Here is an 18,631-nt window from a genome sequence, read left to right on the forward strand (position 1 = left end):
GCGACCTGTCGCACGGTCTCGGCATCCAGATGCCGCCCGCGCTACCCTTCGCCTTTCAACGAGAATGCGAAAAACCGCACTGTGGAGCACCCTATGCTGGTTTCCCCGACAAGCCCGAACAGCCGCGTCTATCGGATCAGGCCGACAGCAAGCAAGCTCGGCGCATGCGGCCTCGCGCTGACCGCGTTGCTCGCGAGCGCCATCTGGCCGCGCGACGCGACAGCGGAGGTCGCGATGACGCCGGGCGTCACCGGGCACCTGCTGGTCCCGGTGTTCGTCAATGGCAAGGGACCCTACAAGTTCATGCTCGACACCGGCGCCGACACCAGCGCGGTCTATGCCTGGTTCGCGGCGGAACAGCATCTCCCCTCCGGCAAGACCGCAACCATCAGCGGCGCGACCGGAGACGTGGAGGAGACGACGACGCGGGTAGAGTCGCTCTCGCTCGATGGCAGGGCGATCCATCATCTCGACGTGGACACCATTCCCGACCGGACCGACGGCGTGAAGATCGCGGGAATCGTCGGCGCCGATCTGCTGATGGACCGCATCACGGTGATGGATACCGGGTGCCAGACCGTCTCGCTGCTGCCGCGCGGCAAGAATGCGGCACGGCTCGCCGGACGCAGCGCGACCCTGATCGAGGCGGGGTCGATCAAAAACGGCAAGCAATTGACGCTGCCGGTCACGGTCAACGGCGTGGCCGGCGTGGCGACGCTCGACAGCGGCGCCCGCTCGTCGATGATCAACACCACCTTCGCCAACGCCGCGCGGATCGATCCCGGTTCAGCCGCTTTCCGCGACGGACCGCCCGCGCGTGGCGCCGTCCAGACGCCCATCCCTTCGCGTGTCGGCCCGATCGGCACAGTGAGCTTTCCGGGATCGACCCAACGCAACGTCGTGGCGCGCGTCGTCGACCTGCCGGTGTTCGACGACGCGGGGTACTCCGACGGGCACGCGTTCAACATCGGCGTGGACATGCTGCAGACCATGCGCATCACGCTCGATTACAGTGCGCGCCGGTTATGGATTGGCCCGTCAAGCTGTGTTGCCAAGTCAGGCAGCCGCTGATTCCCGCTCAGGCCACGCTCTCGATCGATCTTTCAAAAACAGAGCAATCCCGCCTCCGCCGTGACGTGTCCCAACGCTGTCGCATCGGCCAATCGCCGAAAACCGGTCAGAGCACGGCGTTGATCTTGGCTTGCAGCGTCTCGGCGTTGAAAGGCTTCACGAGGTAGCCGTCCGCCCCCGCATCCTTGAGCGCGGTGATGTCGTCCCGTCTGTTGTCGGCGAGGACCATGATGAACGGCGTGCTGGCTATCGCACGGTCCCTGCGGATCTCGCGCAGGAGCTGCAAGCCGGTCATCGGCTGCATGTTCCAGTCGCACAGGACCAGGCCGACCTTGTCCGCACGCAACGTGGCCAGCGCCGACGCGCCGTCGGCGGCCTCGGCCACGTCGTCATAGCCGAGCCGGTTCAACAGGTTCTGGATGACACGGCGCATCGTTCGGTAATCGTCGACGATCAAAATCTTCATCTATCGCGTCTCCGCAGTGGTCTGTCGCCGGCATCCGCCGGCCATCGGGCGCATCCGGTGCGGGACTGCGTCGTGACGGGAACGCGGCAACGGCCGCCCTCCCTTGCGCTCCACATCGTTCGCTTGGCCCATGGTGCCAGCAGCCCGCGAAGGATTGCAGCGCCAGAACTTGCCACGAGGCCGTCATTTGCCTCGCGGCGCCGTGGCCTGGACTGCCACGTCTGCTAACGCGACCACGGCACCAGGTACGGCAGGAATATTCGACCACCGTCGCCGCTGATCGGCGGCGAGCTTCCTGGCCGACACTGCGGTCGCTACACGCACTACCGAAGCATTGCGCAGCAAAGATAGGAATGCGTATCATTAACGTGTTCGGCAAGATTCATCGCCGCCACGCTCCCGCCTAGCCCGATGCCAAGCCGGTGCCTTTTCCCGACAGGCTCCCATGCATCCAGTTGCTCCCGCCCCTCTGTCCGATCCCCACGCCTCGCGCACGCCCGCTGCATCGCGGCGTCCATTGCCGCCCTGGTTGGGCGTGCTGTCGCGCACCCTGGCGGTGATCTTCGGCGGCTATGCGCTGGCCGCCGCGACCTCCGCGCTGCTGCCGCTGCTGTGGCCGACCCTGCGCGCGCAGGCGGTGCTGAGCGGCATGATGCTGGGCATCCTGGTCTGCGCCTGCACCGCGTTGTGGGCGTTCGCCACGCGCAGTGCCACCCGTGCCTGGCTGGGGATCGCCGCGCTGCTGGCGCCGATGGCCCTGGCCATCGCCTGGCTGCAGCGGCACGCGCCATGAAGCAGGGATTCCGCCAGTCGATGGCCTGGCTGCACACCTGGACCGGTCTGCTGGTCGGCTGGGTGCTGCTGCTGATCTTCATGGCCGGCACCGCCAGCTATTTCCGCGACGAGATCAGCCGCTGGATGCGCCCGGAACTGCCGCGTGCGCCGCTGAGCACGGATGCCGTCGCCGCGCGCGCGGTCGCGCTGCTGCAGCGCGAAGCGCCGCAGTCGCCGCAATGGACGGTGTCGCTGCCGGGCGCACGTTCCTCGTTCACGCAACTGTTCTGGCGCAACCCGCCGCCGGCCGACGGCAGCGCCCAGAGCCGCAAGCAGATGTTCGGCGACGCGCTGCTGGACCCGCTCAGCGGCCAGCCCAGCGCCGCGCGCGACACCCGCGGCGGCGAATTCTTCTATCGCCTGCACTTCGATCTGCACTACATCCCGGTGATGTGGGCGCGCTACATCGTCGGCTTCTGCGCGATGTTCATGCTGGTGGCGATCATCAGCGGGATCATCACCCACAAGAAGATCTTCAAGGACTTCTTCACCTTCCGCCCGGCCAAGGGCCAGCGCTCGTGGCTGGACTTCCACAACGTCAGCGCGGTGCTGGCCCTGCCGTACCACGCGATGATCACCTACACCGGGCTGGTCACGCTGATGCTGATGTACCTGCCGTGGGGCATCAAGGTCGCCTATCCGAATGCGGAAGACGCGTTCTATGCCGAAGCCTTTTCGCAGCCGGCCAATCCCCGCGAAGCCAGCGGCCGGCCGGGCACGCGCCTGCCGATCGCGCGCCTGCTGGACGTGGCGCGCGCCGAATGGGGCGCGCAGGCGCCGATCGCCGGGTTCTCGCTGTACAACCCGGACGACGCCGCGGCGGTGATCGAGATCCGCCAGGGCGAGGGCCGGCGCCTGGCCTACGATCCGCCGTCGCTGCTGCTGGATGCCGGCAGCGGACAGGTCCTGGCGCGCAGCGGCAGCCCCGGCGCGGCCGCGCAGACCCGCAGCACCCTGTACGGCCTGCACCTGGCGCACTTCGCCGGATCGGGGCTGCGCTGGCTGTTCTTCGGTTCCGGCCTGCTCGGCTGCCTGATGGTGGCCAGCGGCGTGATCCTGTGGGCGGTCAAGGAACGGCCCAAGCACGCCAAGGCCGGCCGGATCGGTTTCGGCCTGCGCCTGGTCGATGCGCTGAACATCGGCACGGTGGCCGGCTTGCCGATCGCCTTCGCCGCCTACTTCTGGGGCAACCGGCTGATCCCGGTACATATGGCCGAGCGTCCGGAGCAGGAAGCGGCTGCGTTCTTCCTGGCCTGGGCGGCGGCGCTGGTCGCCGCCTTCGCCTGGCCGAAGCGCGCGATGTGGGCCTGGCAGCTGTATCTGGGCGCCGCCCTGTTCGCGCTGCTGCCGCTGCTCAACGCGGCGACCAGCGACGCGCACCTGGGCAACAGCCTCCCGGCGCGGGATTGGGCGCTGGCCGGCGTGGACCTGGTGTGCGTCGCGCTAGGCTGCGTGCTGGCGCTGGCCGCACGGCGCATGCAGCGCTGGCAACCGCCGTTGTCGGCGGCCGAACGCCGCGCGCGCGAACGGGCGGCGGCGCAGCCGGTTTCCACCGCGGCGCTGGAGACGCCATGAACCTGCTCGGCCTGGGCCTGGCCTTTTCCGGCTTCGTCGCGCTGTGCCTGGCGATGGAGAAACACCAGCTGGAACTGTACGGCGCGCAGCGCGCCGCACCGGCGCGGATGCGCCAGCTGCGCGTCGCCGGCTGGCTGCTGCTGGCCGCGGCGTTCGCCTGCTGCGTGACAGCGCTGGGCTGGACCATCGGCGCGGTGCTGTGGCTGGGCACGCTCAGCGCCAGCGCCGCGCTGCTGACCTACGGCCTGCTGCCATACCGGCCGCGTGCCATCGTGCCGCTGGCGCTGGCCGCACCGCCGTTGGGGCTGGCTGCGGCGCTGCTGTCCTGAGCCGCGCCGGCGCGGTTCAGTTGGCCGCGCTGGCCGACGGCGGGCGCAATTCCGTGGCCACGCGGGCGCCGCCGATCACCAGCAGCAGGCCCGCTGCCAGGGTGATCGCCAGGTAGATCGGCACCATGCCGCCGCGGCCGCCGCGCAGGAACACCAGGCTCTCCATCATCAGCGAGGAAAACGTGGTCAGCCCGCCGAGCAGGCCGACGATCAGCAGCGCCCGCCAGTACGGCGCGCTGGCGCCCTTGCCTTCGATCCAGACCAGCAGGAAACCGCCTAAGAACGCGCCGACCAGGTTCACCGTCAGCGTGCCCCACGGGAAGCCGGCGCCATAGCGCTGCAGCAAGGCGCTGCCGATGGCGAAGCGCACACCGGAGCCGACCGCACCGCCGGCCATCGCCAGCAGCAACTGTTGCCACCACAGGGCGAAGTTCATGCGCGGCCCCGCTGCACGGCGGCGCGGCGGTGTGGAAAAACGAAAACGAAGTACGGCATCGTGGTCTCCAGATCGGGCGATGCCGGGGCGCAGGCCTGCCGCCCCGGCGGGGGGTGGGCAGGCATCATCAGCGCGCAGGGACTGCGGGCGGTTCGAGGAGGAATGCCATCTCCTTGCTGCCGATTATGAACGCGGCGGCTTGGCCTTGTCAGCCCGCGCCTGTTCGCGCGCGGCACGCAGGCGGTCGAGCTTGTCCTTGAGCTTGATCTCCAGCCCACGCTCCACCGGCCGGTAGTACACGCGCTCGCCCATCGCATCCGGAAACCCGGTCTGGTCCAGGGCGATGCCGCCCTCGGCATCGTGGTCGTACTGGTAATGCTCGCCGTAGCCGAGATTCTTCATCAGCTTGGTCGGCGCGTTGCGCAGATGCAGCGGCACTTCCTCGGTGCCGCTCTCGCGCACTTCGGCCTTGGCCTGGTTGAACGCGGCGTAGCCGGCGTTGGACTTGGCCGTGCTGGCCAAGTACAGCACCAGTTGCGCGAAGGCCAGTTCACCTTCCGGGCTGCCCAGCCGCTCGTAGATGTCCCAGGCTTCCAGCGCCATCTGCTGGGCGCGCGGATCGGCCAGGCCGATGTCCTCGATCGCCATGCGGGTCAGGCGCCGCGCCAGGTAGGCCGGATCGCAGCCGCCGTCGAGCATGCGCGTCAGCCAGTACAGCGCCGCATCCGGGTTGGAGCTGCGCACCGACTTGTGTAGCGCCGAGATCTGGTCGTAGAACTGCTCGCCGCCCTTGTCGAAGCGGCGGGTGCGGTCGGCCAACACCTGCAGCAGGGTCTGCGGGGTGATCTCGCCGTCCTCGCCCTGGGCCAGCTCGGCGGCGATCTCCAGCAGGGTCAGCGCGCGCCGCACGTCGCCGTCGGCGGCGCTGGCGATCTCCAGCAGCGCCGCGTCCGAGACCCGGATCGCCTCCTCGCCCAGGCCGCGCTCGCTGTCGTGCAGCGCACGCTGCAGCGCCTCGACGATGTCCTGCGGCGACACCGATTCCAGCACGTGCACGCGGCAGCGCGACAGCAGCGCCGAATTCAGTTCGAACGACGGGTTCTCGGTGGTGGCGCCGACGAACAGGATGGTGCCGCGCTCGATGTGCGGCAGGAACGCGTCCTGCTGCGCCTTGTTGAAACGGTGCACCTCGTCCACGAACAGCACCGTGCGGCGCCCGTCGGCGAAGCGCTGCGCGGCCTCGGCCAGCACCAGCCGCACCTCCGGCAGGCCGGACAGCACCGCCGAGATCGCCTTGAATTCGGCCTCGGCGTAATGCGCCAGCAGCAGCGCCAGGGTGGTCTTGCCGCAGCCCGGCGGCCCCCACAGGATCATCGAATGCACGCGCCCGGACTCGACCGCGCGGCGCAGCGCGCTGGCCGGCGCCAGCAGGCGTTTCTGCCCGACCATCTCGTCGAGCGTGCGCGGGCGCATGCGCTCGGCCAGCGGGCGCATCGCATCGCGATCCACGCTCAGCAGGTCGGGGGTATCGGGGGCGAGGAGTCTGCGCTTGGCCACCTGCGCATTCTATCGCCGGCATGTGCAGGCCGCGCGTTGCCGGTGGCGCCGGCAGCGCAGATCGGCGCCACGCTGCCGCTACAATCCGTTGCGTTCCCCTGCCCTGCGAGTGTCCCGATGAGCCACCACCGCACGCTGGACGCCTTCACCCACGCGCACGACTTCCTCGGCGATCGCCACGAGCGCAACGCGCGCCGGACCTGGGCGGTGGTCGCGCTGACCGCGGTGATGATGGTCGTGGAAATCGTCGCCGGCTGGTGGACCGGCTCGATGGCGCTGCTCGCCGACGGGATGCACATGGCCACCCACGCCGGGGCGCTGTCGATCGCCGGCTTCGCCTACTGGTTCGCGCGCCGCCACCGGCACGATCCGCGCTTCAGCTTCGGCACCGGCAAAGTCGGCGACCTGGCCGGGTTCTGCAGCGCGCTGATCCTGGCCCTGATCGCGCTCGGCATCGGCGTGGAGTCGGCGCTGCGCCTGGCGCAGCCGGTGCGGATCGCCTACGACGAGGCGATCTGGATCGCCTCCCTGGGCCTGCTGGTGAACCTGGTCAGCGCGTGGATGCTCGGCGCCGACCATCACCATGGTCACGACCATGGCCATGGGCACGCGCATGGCGATTCCAGCCACGGTCACGCAACAGCCGTGCAGCACCACGCACACCACGACCACGACCACGACCACGACCACGACCACGACGATCATGCCCACGGGCACGCTCATGTCCATGCCCTCGCGCCCGAGCGCACGCATGCCGCCGCGGACCACGCCGCACATGCGCATACCGACAACAACCTGCGCTCGGCCTATGTGCACATGCTGGCCGACGCGCTGACCTCGGTGCTGGCGATCGTGGCCCTGCTGCTGGCCAAGACCCTAGGCTGGCTGTGGATGGATGCGCTGATGGGTATCGTCGGCGCCATCGTCATCGCGCGCTGGTCACTGGGCTTGCTGCGCGATACCGGCGCGGTGCTGCTCGACGCGTCGGCGCCGGCCACGTTGCAGGCGCAGATCAAAGCACGCCTGGAACAGGACGACGAGCGCATCGCCGACCTGCACGTGTGGCGGATCGGCCCCGGCCAGCATGCGGCGATCGTGTCGCTGGTGACCCACCGGCCGCGGCCGGCGGCGTTCTACCACGCGCGCCTGGAGGGCGTGGCGACGCTGGGGCACGTCAGCATCGAAGTGCAGACCTGCCCTGATTGAGCCGGCCCGGCTGAGCCGGCCCGGCGTGGCCGCGGCCGGCGTTCGGCGCCTCAGCGGTCGCCGACCACGTCCACGTCCTTGTCCGGCACGTAGCGGAAGGTGCCGGCGGCGAAGGCCGGGTTGCGCTTCCAGTCGCTGAAGCTGATCTCGGTGCGCTGGCCGACCGCATCGACCACCTCCATCCGTGCCAGGCCACCGCCATCGAAACCGAGCTTGGCGATCTGGAAGCTGGCCTCGGTGTCCACCTTCGGCGTCATCGACAGCCACTGCAGGCCGTCGCGCGCCACCGCTTCCTCGCTGACGTCGTACTGGCGGTCCAGCTTGCCCGGGTCGATCAGCGCGGTCAGCGGGCTGTTCTGCTCCTCCGCGCCCTGAGTGCGCACCGTGGCCTGCTTCAGGTCCGGATCGTAGACCCAGACCTTGGCGCCGTCGGCGACGATCAGCTGCGTATAGGGCTTGCGGTATTCCCAGCGGAACAGGCGTGGCGCCGACAGCGCGACGCGGCCGCTGGCGGTTTCCTTCAGCGCGCCCTTGCCGTCGTAGACCTTCTGCGCGAACTGGCCGTCCAGGCCCTTGAGCCCGCGGGTGAAGGTGTTCAGGTCGTCGCGCGCGCCGGCGAAGGCGCTGCCGGCCAGCAGCGCGCTGGCGAGGACGGTATAGCGGAGTGTGCGAAGCATGCGGATGGAGTTCCGGATGGAGTGTGGGAAGTGTGCCGCGAACAAGCTGAATAGGCGATCAGACGGTGAGGCGCTCAGTGTTCGGTCTGCATGCGACCGAGGTCGCCGTACAGGATCTGGCTGCGGAAACCGCGCCGCACCTGCTGGTACAGCTCGCGGAACGCCGCGTAGTCCTGCGGCTGGCACAGCGCCTCAGGGCCATGCACCGCGCGCCGGTGCAGCGTGTGCGTGGCGACCACGGTCTGCCCGTCGCGTACCCAGGTCGCGGCGTATTCGCCGGCGGCGTTGCGGAAATGGGTATCGGCCGGAATCGCGATGATCGGCACGCTGTCCGGAAAGGTCAGCCGGTAGGTCTCGCTGCGCGCGTTGTCGTTGCAGTAGAACGGGGTCAGGTTGCGCTCGGCCGAGGTGGTCGCATAGACCCCGCGCACCGAATCGGCGCCGGGCATCTGCGGCAGGGTCATGCCGCCGACCACGCCGAAGTCGACGTAGTCGCTGGCGCGGAACTTATAGGCGTAGCCGAACGGCCGGCTCAGGTCCTGCGGCGCGCCCTGCAGCTCCAGTTCGCCGCTGCCGTCGAAGCCGGACGCGGCCAGGATCGATTCCTCGATGCGGGTGCGGTTCTGCGTATTGAGCTGCACGAACATGGTGCGCAGGCCGATCTCGCCGATCTGGCCGCTGTCCAGCCTGGTGGTGCCGCTCAGGCTGCCGTCGGCGGCGAAGCGGTAGTCGGCCTCGGCCTGGTACAGGTTCACCCGCGCGTCGTTGGCCGGGGTCCGCGCCACGCTGCCGTCCACGGTGTGCAGCACCGGCACGCCGAGATCGCCGGCCGGAAGCTGGCCGAAGCGCGCGTAGGGATTGGTCGAGTCCACGTACAGCTTGAACTCGGGCAGATAGGTGATGGCGTGGTTGAAGCGGCCGAGCACCGGCACCTCGGGCAGGGTCGGCCCGCCTTCGGCGCCGATCAGCACCGGCGTGCTGGCGATGCCCTTGGCCGCCAGCAGCGCCTCCAGCACCACGGTGTGGTCCTTGCAGTCGCCGTAGTGGTTGTCGAGGATGCTGTCGGCGCTGTTCGGCTCCAGTCCGCCATTGCCCAGGTACACCGCCACGTAGCGGATGTTGCGCGCCACCCATTCGTACAGCGCGGCGGCCTGCGCACGGCGGTCGCCGATGCCGGCGGTGATCTGCTCGGCGCGGGCGCGCACCTTCGGCGTGACCTGCGCGGCCACACCGCTGCTGCGCTGGTAGGCCTGGCCCATCTGCGACCAGCGGCGGAAGCTGCTGGCCATGATGGTCGGGCTGAATTCCCAGGTCGCCGCCGCCCAGTTCTGGCTCTTCATCGGCTCGCGGCGCTGGTAGCGCCACTCCCAGCGCGCCTGCGTGCCGTCGATCTTCGGCTTGTCGGCGCCGTCCACGCCGCGCGTGTAGACATGCATCGGCATGCGCCGCGGCGCGACCAGGGTCACCGTGGCGTCGTCGTACTGGGAGAACACGCTGAAGGTCTCCCACAGGCTGAAGTAGCCGGGGAAATACGGCACGGTCTGGGTGCGGCGCACCCGGTACACCAGGCGCGTGCCCGGCATCAGGTTGGGGAACACCACCACCTTGACCTTGCGGTCGGCGTACATCGCCGCCGAGGCGCTCGAATAGCTTTCCTGGGTGTAGATCTTGTCGGCCGGCACGTCGTGGCGCAGCCCGTCCGGGGTGATCGCGTAGGCGGCCAGCACCTCCAGCGTCTCCAGCTTCTCGCTGTAGCTCAGCCGCACCTGGCTGAACTTGTCCACGCCGGCCTTGGTCTTCAGCAGCAGCTCGTATTCGTCGGTCTCCACGCTGTTGGCGTCGTCGCGCACCTCGTAGTCGGCGCGGTAGCGCACGTAGCTGTAGTTGTTGGCGACTTCGGGCGTGGCCGCGGCCGGGCTGGCCGCCGCAGCGGCGGCTGGCGGCGGCGCGGCGGCAGCGGACCCGGCCACGGCCAGGACGGCGCACAGCAACAGGCGCAGGGTGCAGGCGGTTCGGGACATCGGCAACGGCAGCGGGTGGGACCAGCCGCCAGCATCGCATGCGGCACTGCGCCGGGCGGTGCCGGTGGCCGTGAACCAGGATGCGGGCCGCGTCGTGCGTCTCACTTCGGCGGCGGCGGCGCCAGCACGCTGCGGTCGCCGTTGTGTTCGGGCGGGCTGACCACGCCAGCCGCTTCCATCGCCTCGATCAGCCGCGCGGCGCGGTTGTAGCCGATCTTCAGCCGCCGCTGCACGCCGGAGATCGACGCGCGGCGGGTCTCGGTGACGATGCGCAAGGCTTCGTCGTACAGCGGATCCGATTCGTCCCCGCCGCCGCCGCTGCTCTCGGGCAGGCCGGTGGCGCCGACCACGGTGCCATCGCCCATGGTCTGCACCTCGTCCAGTACGCCCTCGATGTAGTCGGCCGGGCCGCTGGCCTTGAGGTGCTCGACCACGCGATGCACTTCCTCGTCGCTGACGAAGGCGCCGTGCACGCGGTCGGGCATCGCCGTGCCCGGCGGCAGGTACAGCATGTCGCCGTGGCCGAGCAGGGTTTCGGCGCCGGACTGGTCGAGGATGGTGCGCGAGTCGATCTTGGAACTGACCTGGAATGCGATGCGGGTCGGGATGTTGGCCTTGATCAGGCCGGTGATCACGTCCACCGACGGGCGCTGGGTGGCCAGGATCAGGTGGATGCCGGCCGCACGCGCCTTCTGCGCCAGGCGCGCGATCAGCTCTTCGACCTTCTTGCCGACGATCATCATCATGTCGGCGAATTCGTCGATGAAGATGACGATGAACGGCAGCGTGTCCAGCGGCCGCGGCGCCTCGGCCAGGTCCGGGTTGGGCTTGAACAGCGGGTCCATCATCGGCTGCCCGGCGTCCTGCGCGTCCTTGACCTTCTTGTTGAAGCCGGCCAGGTTGCGCACCCCGACCGTGCTCATCAGCTTGTAGCGGCGTTCCATCTCCGCCACGCACCAGCGCAGGCCGTTGGCGGCCTCCTTCATGTCGGTGACCACCGGCGCCAGCAGGTGCGGGATGCCCTGGTAGACGCTCAGCTCGAGCATCTTCGGGTCGATCATCAGCATCCGCAGTTCCTTGGCCGAGGCCTTGTACAACAGGCTCAGCACCATCGCGTTGACCGCCACCGACTTGCCCGAGCCGGTGGTACCGGCGACCAGCAGGTGCGGCATGCGCGCCAGGTCGGCCACGGTCGGGCGGCCGGCGATGTCCTTGCCCAGCGCCAGGGTCAGCGGGCTGGCCGACTTGTCGTATTCCTTGGAGCGCAGCAGCTCGCTCAGATAGATCATCTCGCGGCTGACGTTGGGGATTTCCAGGCCGACCACCGACTTGCCCGGGATCACGTCGACCACGCGCACCGACTTCACCGACAGGCCGCGCGCGATGTCCTTGTCCAGCGAACTGATCTGGCTGACCTTGACCCCCGGCGCCGGCTCGATCTCGAAGCGGGTGATCACCGGACCCGGATAGGCGCCGACCACCTGCGCCTCGATGCGGAAGTCCTTGAGCTTGAACTCGATCTGCCGCGACAGGGTCTCCAGGGTTTCCTCGGAATAGCCCTTGGTCTGCGGCTTGGGATCGTCGAGCAGGGCCAGCGGCGGGATGCCGGACTGGTCGCCGCCGGTGCCATGGAACAGCGGGATCTGCTGCTCGCGCTTGGCCCGCTCGCTCTTCTCCACCACCGGCGCCGGCGGCGGCTCGATCTTGACCGGCTCGCGCTTGGCGCGCTGCACCGCATCGACCTTGCGCACTTCCTCGCGTTCCTCGCGCATGGCGCGGGTCTGCTGCCATTCGTTGGCCTGCTGGCTGCCGCGCCGCGCCAGCGTCGGCAGGGTCATCACCGCGCGGCCGATGCGCTCCATCACCGCGAACCAGGACAGGCCGGTGGCCAGGGTGATCGACACCAGCAGCAGCACCAGCACGAACAGGTTGCTGCCCAGCGCGCCGAAGCCGGCGGTCAGCGAGCTGCCGACCAGCTTGCCGAGGATGCCGCCGGCACCGGCCACGTCGCCGCTGAACAGGCGCAGGTGCAGCAGCCCGGTGCCGGCGATCAGGAACCCGACGATGCCGACCAGGCGCAGCGCCGGGCCCAGGTCGGCCTCGCCGTCGCCATCGCTGTCCATGCCGAACAGCGCGATCCAGGACACCGCGCCGATCACCACCGGCAGCAGGAACGCCACGTAGCCGAACAGCTGCAGCAGCACGTCGGCGATCCAGGCGCCGAACTTGCCGCCCATGTTGTGCACCGGCGCGATGACGCTGCCGGTATGCGACCAGCCGGGATCGGTCGCCGAATAGGTGGCCAGGCTGGCCAGCAGGTACAGCAGCAGCGGCGCGATCGCGATCAGCGCCAGGTCGCGCCACAGCTTCTGCCGGCGCGGATTGGCCGCGGCGGCCTGCTTGCGTGCGGCCGCGTTGGCGCCCTGGGATTTGCCGCGTTCCGGAACCTGCTTCGCCACGCTATGACCAGACCTTAGAAATACACCGTTAGTGTTTGATAATAAACGAATCGGATTGGCATTTCAGCAGTCGGCACCGGATCGGCAAGCGAAGCCTGAAGCGTCCAGGGCCCGCTCCTGCCGCGACGCGGCGGCATGGACAACGCGGCGTGCGCAAGGCGGCACGCTGAGCGCAGGCCGCAGCGTTCTCGCCACGCGGCTTGATTCATCCCAGGCCGGCCGCCACTCTATGCGACTAAGCCGGAAGCCGCGCGATGCCGCGAATCCGCCGCCATTTCCACCTCTTCGCGAGTATACATGAGCTCTTCTGTCGCCAATTCCGCCAAGCATTCTCGCCTGCTGATCCTGGGTTCGGGCCCGGCCGGCTGGACCGCCGCGGTCTACGCCGCGCGCGCCAATCTCAAGCCGGTGGTCATCACCGGCCTGCAGCAGGGCGGCCAGCTGATGACCACCACCGAGGTCGACAACTGGCCCGGCGACGCCCATGGCCTGCAGGGCCCCGACCTGATGTCGCGGATGCAGGCGCATGCCGAACGCTTCGACACCGAGGTGATCTTCGACCACATCCACACCGCCGACCTGTCGCAGCGCCCGTTCAAGCTCAGCGGCGACAGCGCCGAGTACACCTGCGACGCGCTGGTCATCGCCACCGGCGCCACCGCCAAGTACCTGGGCATCCCCTCGGAAGAAGCGTTCAAGGGCCGCGGCGTGTCCGCCTGCGCCACCTGCGACGGCTTCTTCTACAAGGACCAGGACGTGGTCGTGGTCGGCGGCGGCAACACCGCGGTGGAAGAGGCGCTGTATCTGTCCAACATCGCCCGCAAGGTCTACCTGGTGCACCGCCGCGACACCTTGCGCGCCGAGAAGATCATGCAAGACAAGCTGTTCGCCAAGGTCGCGGCGGGCAAGATCGAGACCGTCTGGCACCACGCCATCGACGAAGTGCTGGGCAACGAGGCCGGCGTCACCGGGGTGCGGGTCAAGTCCACCCAGGACGGCAGCACCCGCGAGATCGAAGCGCACGGGTTCTTCGTGGCCATCGGCCACCACCCGAACACGCAGCTGTTCGACGGCCAGCTGGCGATGAACAACGGCTACCTGGAGATCCGCTCCGGCCTCGGCGGCGCGGCCACTGAGACCTCGGTGCCGGGCGTGTTCGCCGCCGGCGACGTCGCCGACCAGCACTACCGCCAGGCGATCACCTCGGCCGGCTTCGGCTGCATGGCCGCGCTGGATGCCGAGCGCTATCTGGACAAGGGTGCCTGAGCGCGCAGCCACACGCCCGCTGATGCCGTCCGCAACGCACAAGCGCGGGCGGGCATGAGCGGCGTGCGCTGGCTGCACCGGCTCGACGAGGTCGCCGCCGCCGACTGGGACGCCCTGCACGACGGCCGCAACCCGTTCGTCGCGCACGCGTTCCTGGCCGGCCTGGAACGGCACGGCTGCCTGCGCCCGGATTGGGGCTGGAATCCGCTGCACCTGACCCTGTGGGACGGCGACGCGCTGGTTGCCGCCGCGCCGGGCTACCTGAAGACCAACTCGCACGGCGAATTCGTGTTCGACCATGCCTGGGCGCATGCCTATGCGCGCTACGGCCAGGACTACTTCCCGAAATGGCTGTGCGCGGTGCCGTATTCGCCGGTGACCGGACCGCGCCTGCTGGCGCGCGACAGCGCCGGGCGCCAGGCGCTGCTGGCCGCGATGCAGGCGCTGACCGAGGCCAGCGGCCTGTCCTCGGCGCACGTGAACTTCCACAGCGCGGACGATGAAGCCGCGTTCGGCGACGACTGGCTGGCGCGCTGCGACGTGCAGTACCAGTGGCACAACGAGGCCGGCTGGGCGGATTTCGATGCCTATCTGGCGGCGATGGACCACAAGCGGCGCAAGAACATCCGCCAGGAGCGGGCCAAGGTGCAGCGCGCCGGGATCGGCTTCCGCGTCGTGCACGGCGACGAGGCCAGCGCCGCCGACCTGCAGGCGATGTACGCCTTCTACCTGCGTACCTTCGACGATTACGGCAATTCGCCGGCGCTGACGCTGGAGTTCTTCTCGCATCTTGCGCGAGAAATGCCGCGTAACTTTCTGATATTCCTGGCAATTATGGATGAAACGCCGGTGGCCGGAGCGCTGTGCCTGCGCGGCGGCGACACCTTGTATGGCCGTTACTGGGGCGGCGACACCCTGCCCGGCCTGCACTTCGAGACCTGCTACTACCAGGGCATCGACTACTGCCTGCGCGAAGGCCTGACCCGCTTCGAGCCCGGCGCGCAGGGCGAGCACAAGATCGCCCGCGGCTTCCTGCCACGGCTGGTGCGCAGCCGCCACTGGATCGCCGACCCCGGCTTCCGCGCGCCGCTGGCCGACTGGTGCGCCGAGGAAACCGCCGCGGTGCGCCAGCACGCGGCGACCCTGCTGCGGCACTCGCCGTTCCGCCAGGACTGAGCCGCCCGTCCGATCGGCTACGCTGCGTCGATGCGCCGTCTCCCTGCCCTGCTTGCCACCGATCCGGCCGCCCCGTTCCCGCCCGCGGCGAGCGCGCTGCGCGAACCGGAAGGGCTACTTGCGATCGGCGGCGACCTGACCGCGACGCGCCTGCTCAATGCCTACGCGCACGGCATCTTCCCCTGGTACTCGGACGGCGATCCGATCATGTGGTGGAGCCCGGACCCGCGCACCGTGTTCCGCAGCGACGCGGTGCGGCTGTCGTCGCGCTTCCGCCGCTCGCTGCGCCACTCGCCGTGGCGGGTCCGCGCCGACACCGCGTTCGCGCAGGTGATCGCCGCCTGCGCGCAGGCGCCGCGCCGCGGCCAGGACGGGACCTGGATCACCGCCGAGATGAGCGCCGCCTATGTCGCCCTGCATCGCGCCGGGCACGCGCACTCGGTGGAGGTGTTCGACGGCGAAGAACTGGTCGGCGGCATCTATGGCGTGGCGCGCGGACGCATGTTCTTCGGCGAAAGCATGTTCAGCGCGCGCAGCGGCGGTTCCAAGGTGGCGCTGGCGGCACTGGCCAGGCGCCTGCACGGCTGGGGCTGGCCGCTGATCGATGCCCAGGTCGAGAACGACCACCTGCTGAGCCTCGGCGCGCAGCGCTGGCCGCGCGCCGCGTTCCTCGACGCGGCCGCCACGCTGGTGGCCAAGCCCGCTCCATCTGGCCCGTGGACGCCGCATTTCGGCGAACTGGCGGCCGCGGAACTGGCCTTGCCCTGAGCGGGGTTAACGCAAACTTTGCATGCGGCGGCCGAGGCGAGTAAAATCCCCGCTCTTAAGGCCTTTGGCCGCACGCGAAATCGCACAGGAATACATGTCGAAAGACGACTCCATCGAATTCGAAGGCACCGTCAGCGAGACGTTGCCCAATACCACCTTCCGGGTCAAGCTGGAAAACGGGCACGAGATCATCGCCCACATCTCCGGACGCATGCGCAAGAACTACATCCGCATCCTGACCGGCGACCGGGTGAAGGTCGAGATGACCCCGTACGATCTGACCAAGGGCCGTATCACCTACCGCATGAAGTGATCGCCTCGCAGCGGTCATGAGAAAGGCGGCCAACGGCCGCCTTCTCGTCTGAATCGGTGACATCGCAAGGCGACTGCAGGTGCTGCAGCCGCCTTTTGTCGTGCCTGGCGTTCTAGCGCGCCATCACTCGACGGTCGCCGGCAGCAGGCGCTCCGGCTCGGCCTGGGCATCCACCACCAGCTCGCCGTCGCGCACGTCGATGGTGACGCGGCCGCCGCCGACCAGCTTGCCGAACAGCAGTTCGTCCGCCAGCGGACGCTTGACCTTGTCCTGGATCACCCGCGCCATCGGCCGCGCGCCCATCAACGGGTCGAAGCCGTGCTGGGCCAGCCAGTCGCGCGCGGTCGGGGTGGCCGACAGCGACACGTGCTTCTCCTGCAGCAGCATCTCCAGTTCGATGATGAACTTGTCGACCACGCGCAGGATGTGGCTGAACGCCAGCGGCTGGAACTGCACCACCGCGTCCAGGCGGTTGCGGAATTCCGGGGTGAAGCTGCGGCGGATGCTCTCCATCGCGTCGGTGGAATGGTCCTGCTTGGTGAAGCCGATCGAGCGCCGCGAGGCCTGGGTAGCGCCTGCGTTGGTGGTCATCACCAGGATCACGTTCTTGAAGTTGGCCTCGCGCCCGTTGGTGTCGGTCAGCACGCCGCGGTCCATGACCTGCAACAGGATGTTGAAGATGTCCGGATGCGCCTTCTCCACCTCGTCCAGCAGCAGCACGCAGTGCGGGGTCTTGACGATCTTCTCGGTCAGCAGGCCGCCCTGGTCGAAGCCGACATAGCCCGGGGGCGCACCGATCAGGCGGCTGATCGAATGCGGCTCCATGTACTCGGACATGTCGAAGCGCACCAGCTCGATGCCCAGCTGCAGCGCCAGCTGCTTGGTCACCTCGGTCTTGCCGACGCCGGTGGGACCGGCGAACAGGAAGTTGCCGATCGGCTTTTCCGGATTGGCCAGGCCCGACCGCGCCAGCTTGATCGACGAGGCCAGCGTCTCGATCGCCGGATCCTGGCCGAAGATCACCATCTTCAGGTTGCGCTCCAGGTGCTGCAGCACGTCCTTATCAGTGGCGCTGACCTGCTTGGCCGGGATCCGCGCCATCTTGGCGACGATGGTCTCGATCTCCTCGATGTCGATCAGTTCCTTGCGCACGCCCTGCGGCAGCAGCCGCTGGCGCGCGCCGGCCTCGTCCATCACGTCGATCGCCTTGTCCGGCAGCAGGCGGTCGCCGATGTGCTTCACCGACAGGTCCACCGCCGCCTGCAGCGCGTCGTCGGCGTAGGTCACGCCGTGGTGCGCCTCGTACTTGGGCTTCAGGCCCTGCAGGATCTCGAAGGTCTCGCCCACGGTCGGCTCGACGATGTCGATCTTCTGGAAGCGCCGCGCCAGCGCGCGGTCCTTCTCGAAGATGCCGCGGTATTCCTGGAACGTGGTCGAACCGATGCAACGCAGATCGCCCGACGCCAGCGCCGGCTTGATCAGGTTGGAGGCGTCCATGGTGCCGCCCGACGCCGAACCGGCGCCGATGATGGTGTGGATCTCGTCGATGAACAGCACCGCGTTGGGCACCTTCTTCAGCGAGGTCAGCACGCCCTTCAGACGCTTTTCGAAGTCGCCGCGGTACTTGGTGCCGGCGACCAGCGCGCCCAGGTCCAGCGAATAGATGACCGCGTCGGCCAGCACCTCGGGCACGCTGCCCTCGACGATGCGCTTGGCCAGGCCCTCGGCGATCGCGGTCTTGCCGACACCGGCCTCGCCCACGTACAGCGGGTTGTTCTTGCGCCGGCGGCACAGCACCTGGATGGTGCGCTCGATCTCGTCGGCGCGGCCGACCAGCGGGTCGATGCGGCCATTGCGCGCCTGTTCGTTCAGGTTGCTGGCGTATTCGGCCAGCGCGTCGCCCTTGGCCTCGCCCTCGCCCGCCTCGCCCTTGGCCTCGCCATCGGATGGCGCCGGGCTTTCGCCCTCCTCGCCGAGCTTGGCGATGCCGTGCGACAGGTAATTGACGATGTCGAGCCGGGTGATGTCCTGCTGATTCAGGAAATACACCGCATGCGAGTCCTTTTCGCCGAAGATCGCGACCAGCACGTTGGCGCCGGTGACTTCCTTCTTGCCCGAGGACTGCACGTGGTAGACCGCGCGCTGCAGCACCCGCTGGAAGCCCAGCGTGGGTTGCGTGTCGCGGCCGTCGTCTTCGGCCAGGCGCGACACCGAGGCCTCGATGGCCTGCTCCAACTCGCCGCGCAGGCGCTCGGTATCGGCGCCGCAGGCTTTCAGCACCGCCTGCGCCGAAGGGTTGTCGAGCAATGCCAACAACAGGTGTTCGACCGTCATGAACTCATGGCGGGCTTCCCGGGCGCGCTTGTAGCACTGGCCGATGGTTTGCTCGAGATCTTTGCTGAACATGGTTCACTCCGACGTCTGTTGCCAACAATATGCGGCTGGAGTTGCGAATTTCCACAACCCTATCGGATCAG

The 18,631-nt window shown here is 68.8% G+C and carries 16 protein-coding genes and 1 riboswitch; of the genes, 9 read left to right on the forward strand and 7 right to left on the reverse strand.

Going from position 1 to position 18,631, the window contains the following annotated elements; translation table 11 throughout:
* Window positions 1-93 precede the first annotated feature (93 nt).
* Complete coding sequence (locus HEP74_RS10655) at window positions 94-1,071, forward strand: retroviral-like aspartic protease family protein (protein WP_185816412.1); 978 nt, start codon at window positions 94-96, stop codon at window positions 1,069-1,071.
* A 106-nt stretch (window positions 1,072-1,177) separates the two neighbouring features.
* Here HEP74_RS10655 and HEP74_RS10660 read toward each other — a convergent pair whose 3' ends face one another.
* Window positions 1,178-1,537: a response regulator gene (locus HEP74_RS10660; RefSeq protein WP_185816413.1), complete on the reverse strand. Its 360-nt coding sequence runs from the start codon at window positions 1,535-1,537 to the stop codon at window positions 1,178-1,180.
* Between the two features lie 445 nt (window positions 1,538-1,982).
* Between HEP74_RS10660 and HEP74_RS10665 the strand changes: the two genes are divergently transcribed.
* From HEP74_RS10665 to HEP74_RS10675, 3 genes are read left to right on the forward strand one after another with little or no spacing between them, the layout of a single operon-like run.
* Window positions 1,983-2,330 (forward strand): DUF3649 domain-containing protein, encoded by a 348-nt coding sequence (locus tag HEP74_RS10665; RefSeq protein ID WP_185816414.1) that lies wholly within the window; start codon window positions 1,983-1,985, stop codon window positions 2,328-2,330.
* Window positions 2,327-3,946 carry a PepSY-associated TM helix domain-containing protein gene (locus tag HEP74_RS10670; RefSeq protein WP_185816415.1) on the forward strand — a complete coding sequence of 540 codons (1,620 nt, stop codon included), beginning with the start codon at window positions 2,327-2,329 and terminating at the stop codon, window positions 3,944-3,946. The genes HEP74_RS10665 and HEP74_RS10670 overlap by 4 nt, the downstream gene beginning before the upstream one ends.
* Window positions 3,943-4,275, forward strand: coding sequence for a DUF3325 domain-containing protein (locus HEP74_RS10675; RefSeq protein ID WP_185816416.1), 333 nt, complete (start codon window positions 3,943-3,945; stop codon window positions 4,273-4,275). The genes HEP74_RS10670 and HEP74_RS10675 overlap by 4 nt, the downstream gene beginning before the upstream one ends.
* Before the next feature lie 16 nt (window positions 4,276-4,291).
* On the opposite strand, the gene crcB is transcribed toward HEP74_RS10675, so the two are convergent.
* Window positions 4,292-4,711 carry a fluoride efflux transporter CrcB gene (crcB, locus tag HEP74_RS10680; protein ID WP_185816417.1) on the reverse strand — a complete coding sequence of 140 codons (420 nt, stop codon included), beginning with the start codon at window positions 4,709-4,711 and terminating at the stop codon, window positions 4,292-4,294.
* 111 nt (window positions 4,712-4,822) lie between these two features.
* Window positions 4,823-4,893: riboswitch (Fluoride riboswitch) on the reverse strand.
* A gap of 1 nt (window position 4,894) precedes the next feature.
* Window positions 4,895-6,205 carry a replication-associated recombination protein A gene (locus HEP74_RS10685; RefSeq protein WP_185816585.1) on the reverse strand — a complete coding sequence of 437 codons (1,311 nt, stop codon included), beginning with the start codon at window positions 6,203-6,205 and terminating at the stop codon, window positions 4,895-4,897.
* A gap of 180 nt (window positions 6,206-6,385) precedes the next feature.
* On the opposite strand from HEP74_RS10685, the gene dmeF reads away from it, so the two are divergent.
* On the forward strand, window positions 6,386-7,474 hold the full coding sequence (dmeF, locus tag HEP74_RS10690; protein WP_185816418.1) for a CDF family Co(II)/Ni(II) efflux transporter DmeF: 1,089 nt from the start codon (window positions 6,386-6,388) through the stop codon (window positions 7,472-7,474).
* A gap of 50 nt (window positions 7,475-7,524) precedes the next feature.
* Here the strand turns inward: dmeF and lolA are convergent, their stop codons facing one another.
* From lolA to HEP74_RS10705, 3 genes are all read right to left on the reverse strand, one after another.
* On the reverse strand, window positions 7,525-8,151 hold the full coding sequence (lolA, locus tag HEP74_RS10695) for an outer membrane lipoprotein periplasmic chaperone LolA (RefSeq protein ID WP_185816419.1): 627 nt from the start codon (window positions 8,149-8,151) through the stop codon (window positions 7,525-7,527).
* 74 nt (window positions 8,152-8,225) lie between these two features.
* Entirely contained in the window at window positions 8,226-10,172 is a 1,947-nt protein-coding gene (locus tag HEP74_RS10700) for a DUF3857 domain-containing protein (RefSeq protein ID WP_255427935.1), read from the reverse strand.
* 101 nt (window positions 10,173-10,273) lie between these two features.
* Window positions 10,274-12,631 (reverse strand): DNA translocase FtsK, encoded by a 2,358-nt coding sequence (locus HEP74_RS10705; RefSeq protein ID WP_185816420.1) that lies wholly within the window; start codon window positions 12,629-12,631, stop codon window positions 10,274-10,276.
* A gap of 297 nt (window positions 12,632-12,928) precedes the next feature.
* Between HEP74_RS10705 and trxB the strand changes: the two genes are divergently transcribed.
* The 4 genes from trxB (at window position 12,929) to infA (ending at window position 16,154) form a co-directional block, all read left to right on the forward strand.
* Complete coding sequence (gene trxB / locus HEP74_RS10710) at window positions 12,929-13,897, forward strand: thioredoxin-disulfide reductase (protein ID WP_185816421.1); 969 nt, start codon at window positions 12,929-12,931, stop codon at window positions 13,895-13,897.
* Window positions 13,898-13,951: 54 nt separating this feature from the next.
* On the forward strand, window positions 13,952-15,073 hold the full coding sequence (locus HEP74_RS10715) for a GNAT family N-acetyltransferase (RefSeq protein WP_185816422.1): 1,122 nt from the start codon (window positions 13,952-13,954) through the stop codon (window positions 15,071-15,073).
* 30 nt (window positions 15,074-15,103) lie between these two features.
* Window positions 15,104-15,841 carry a leucyl/phenylalanyl-tRNA--protein transferase gene (aat, locus tag HEP74_RS10720; RefSeq protein WP_185816423.1) on the forward strand — a complete coding sequence of 246 codons (738 nt, stop codon included), beginning with the start codon at window positions 15,104-15,106 and terminating at the stop codon, window positions 15,839-15,841.
* A 94-nt stretch (window positions 15,842-15,935) separates the two neighbouring features.
* Complete coding sequence (gene infA / locus HEP74_RS10725) at window positions 15,936-16,154, forward strand: translation initiation factor IF-1 (protein WP_004425677.1); 219 nt, start codon at window positions 15,936-15,938, stop codon at window positions 16,152-16,154.
* 123 nt (window positions 16,155-16,277) lie between these two features.
* On the opposite strand, the gene clpA is transcribed toward infA, so the two are convergent.
* Entirely contained in the window at window positions 16,278-18,560 is a 2,283-nt protein-coding gene (gene clpA / locus HEP74_RS10730; protein ID WP_185816424.1) for an ATP-dependent Clp protease ATP-binding subunit ClpA, read from the reverse strand.
* Between the last annotated feature and the right edge of the window lie 71 nt (window positions 18,561-18,631).

This window comes from Xanthomonas sp. SS (assembly GCF_014236835.1).
Classification (GTDB): domain Bacteria; phylum Pseudomonadota; class Gammaproteobacteria; order Xanthomonadales; family Xanthomonadaceae; genus Xanthomonas_A.

Bases quoted from the DNA above. Each gene is read 5' to 3' on its own strand.
- HEP74_RS10700 (WP_255427935.1), bottom strand. From the start codon at position 10,172: ATGTCCCGAACCGCCTGCACCCTGCGCCTGTTGCTGTGCGCCGTCCTG.
- clpA (WP_185816424.1), bottom strand. From the start codon at position 18,560: ATGTTCAGCAAAGATCTCGAGCAAACCATCGGCCAGTGCTACAAGCGC.
- HEP74_RS10660 (WP_185816413.1), bottom strand. From the start codon at position 1,537: ATGAAGATTTTGATCGTCGACGATTACCGAACGATGCGCCGTGTCATC.
- HEP74_RS10655 (WP_185816412.1), top strand. From the start codon at position 94: ATGCTGGTTTCCCCGACAAGCCCGAACAGCCGCGTCTATCGGATCAGG.
- infA (WP_004425677.1), top strand. From the start codon at position 15,936: ATGTCGAAAGACGACTCCATCGAATTCGAAGGCACCGTCAGCGAGACG.
- lolA (WP_185816419.1), bottom strand. From the start codon at position 8,151: ATGCTTCGCACACTCCGCTATACCGTCCTCGCCAGCGCGCTGCTGGCC.
- dmeF (WP_185816418.1), top strand. From the start codon at position 6,386: ATGAGCCACCACCGCACGCTGGACGCCTTCACCCACGCGCACGACTTC.
- aat (WP_185816423.1), top strand. From the start codon at position 15,104: ATGCGCCGTCTCCCTGCCCTGCTTGCCACCGATCCGGCCGCCCCGTTC.
- HEP74_RS10665 (WP_185816414.1), top strand. From the start codon at position 1,983: ATGCATCCAGTTGCTCCCGCCCCTCTGTCCGATCCCCACGCCTCGCGC.
- HEP74_RS10715 (WP_185816422.1), top strand. From the start codon at position 13,952: ATGAGCGGCGTGCGCTGGCTGCACCGGCTCGACGAGGTCGCCGCCGCC.
- HEP74_RS10670 (WP_185816415.1), top strand. From the start codon at position 2,327: ATGAAGCAGGGATTCCGCCAGTCGATGGCCTGGCTGCACACCTGGACC.
- HEP74_RS10685 (WP_185816585.1), bottom strand. From the start codon at position 6,205: ATGCGCCCGCTGGCCGAGCGCATGCGCCCGCGCACGCTCGACGAGATG.
- crcB (WP_185816417.1), bottom strand. From the start codon at position 4,711: ATGAACTTCGCCCTGTGGTGGCAACAGTTGCTGCTGGCGATGGCCGGC.
- HEP74_RS10675 (WP_185816416.1), top strand. From the start codon at position 3,943: ATGAACCTGCTCGGCCTGGGCCTGGCCTTTTCCGGCTTCGTCGCGCTG.
- trxB (WP_185816421.1), top strand. From the start codon at position 12,929: ATGAGCTCTTCTGTCGCCAATTCCGCCAAGCATTCTCGCCTGCTGATC.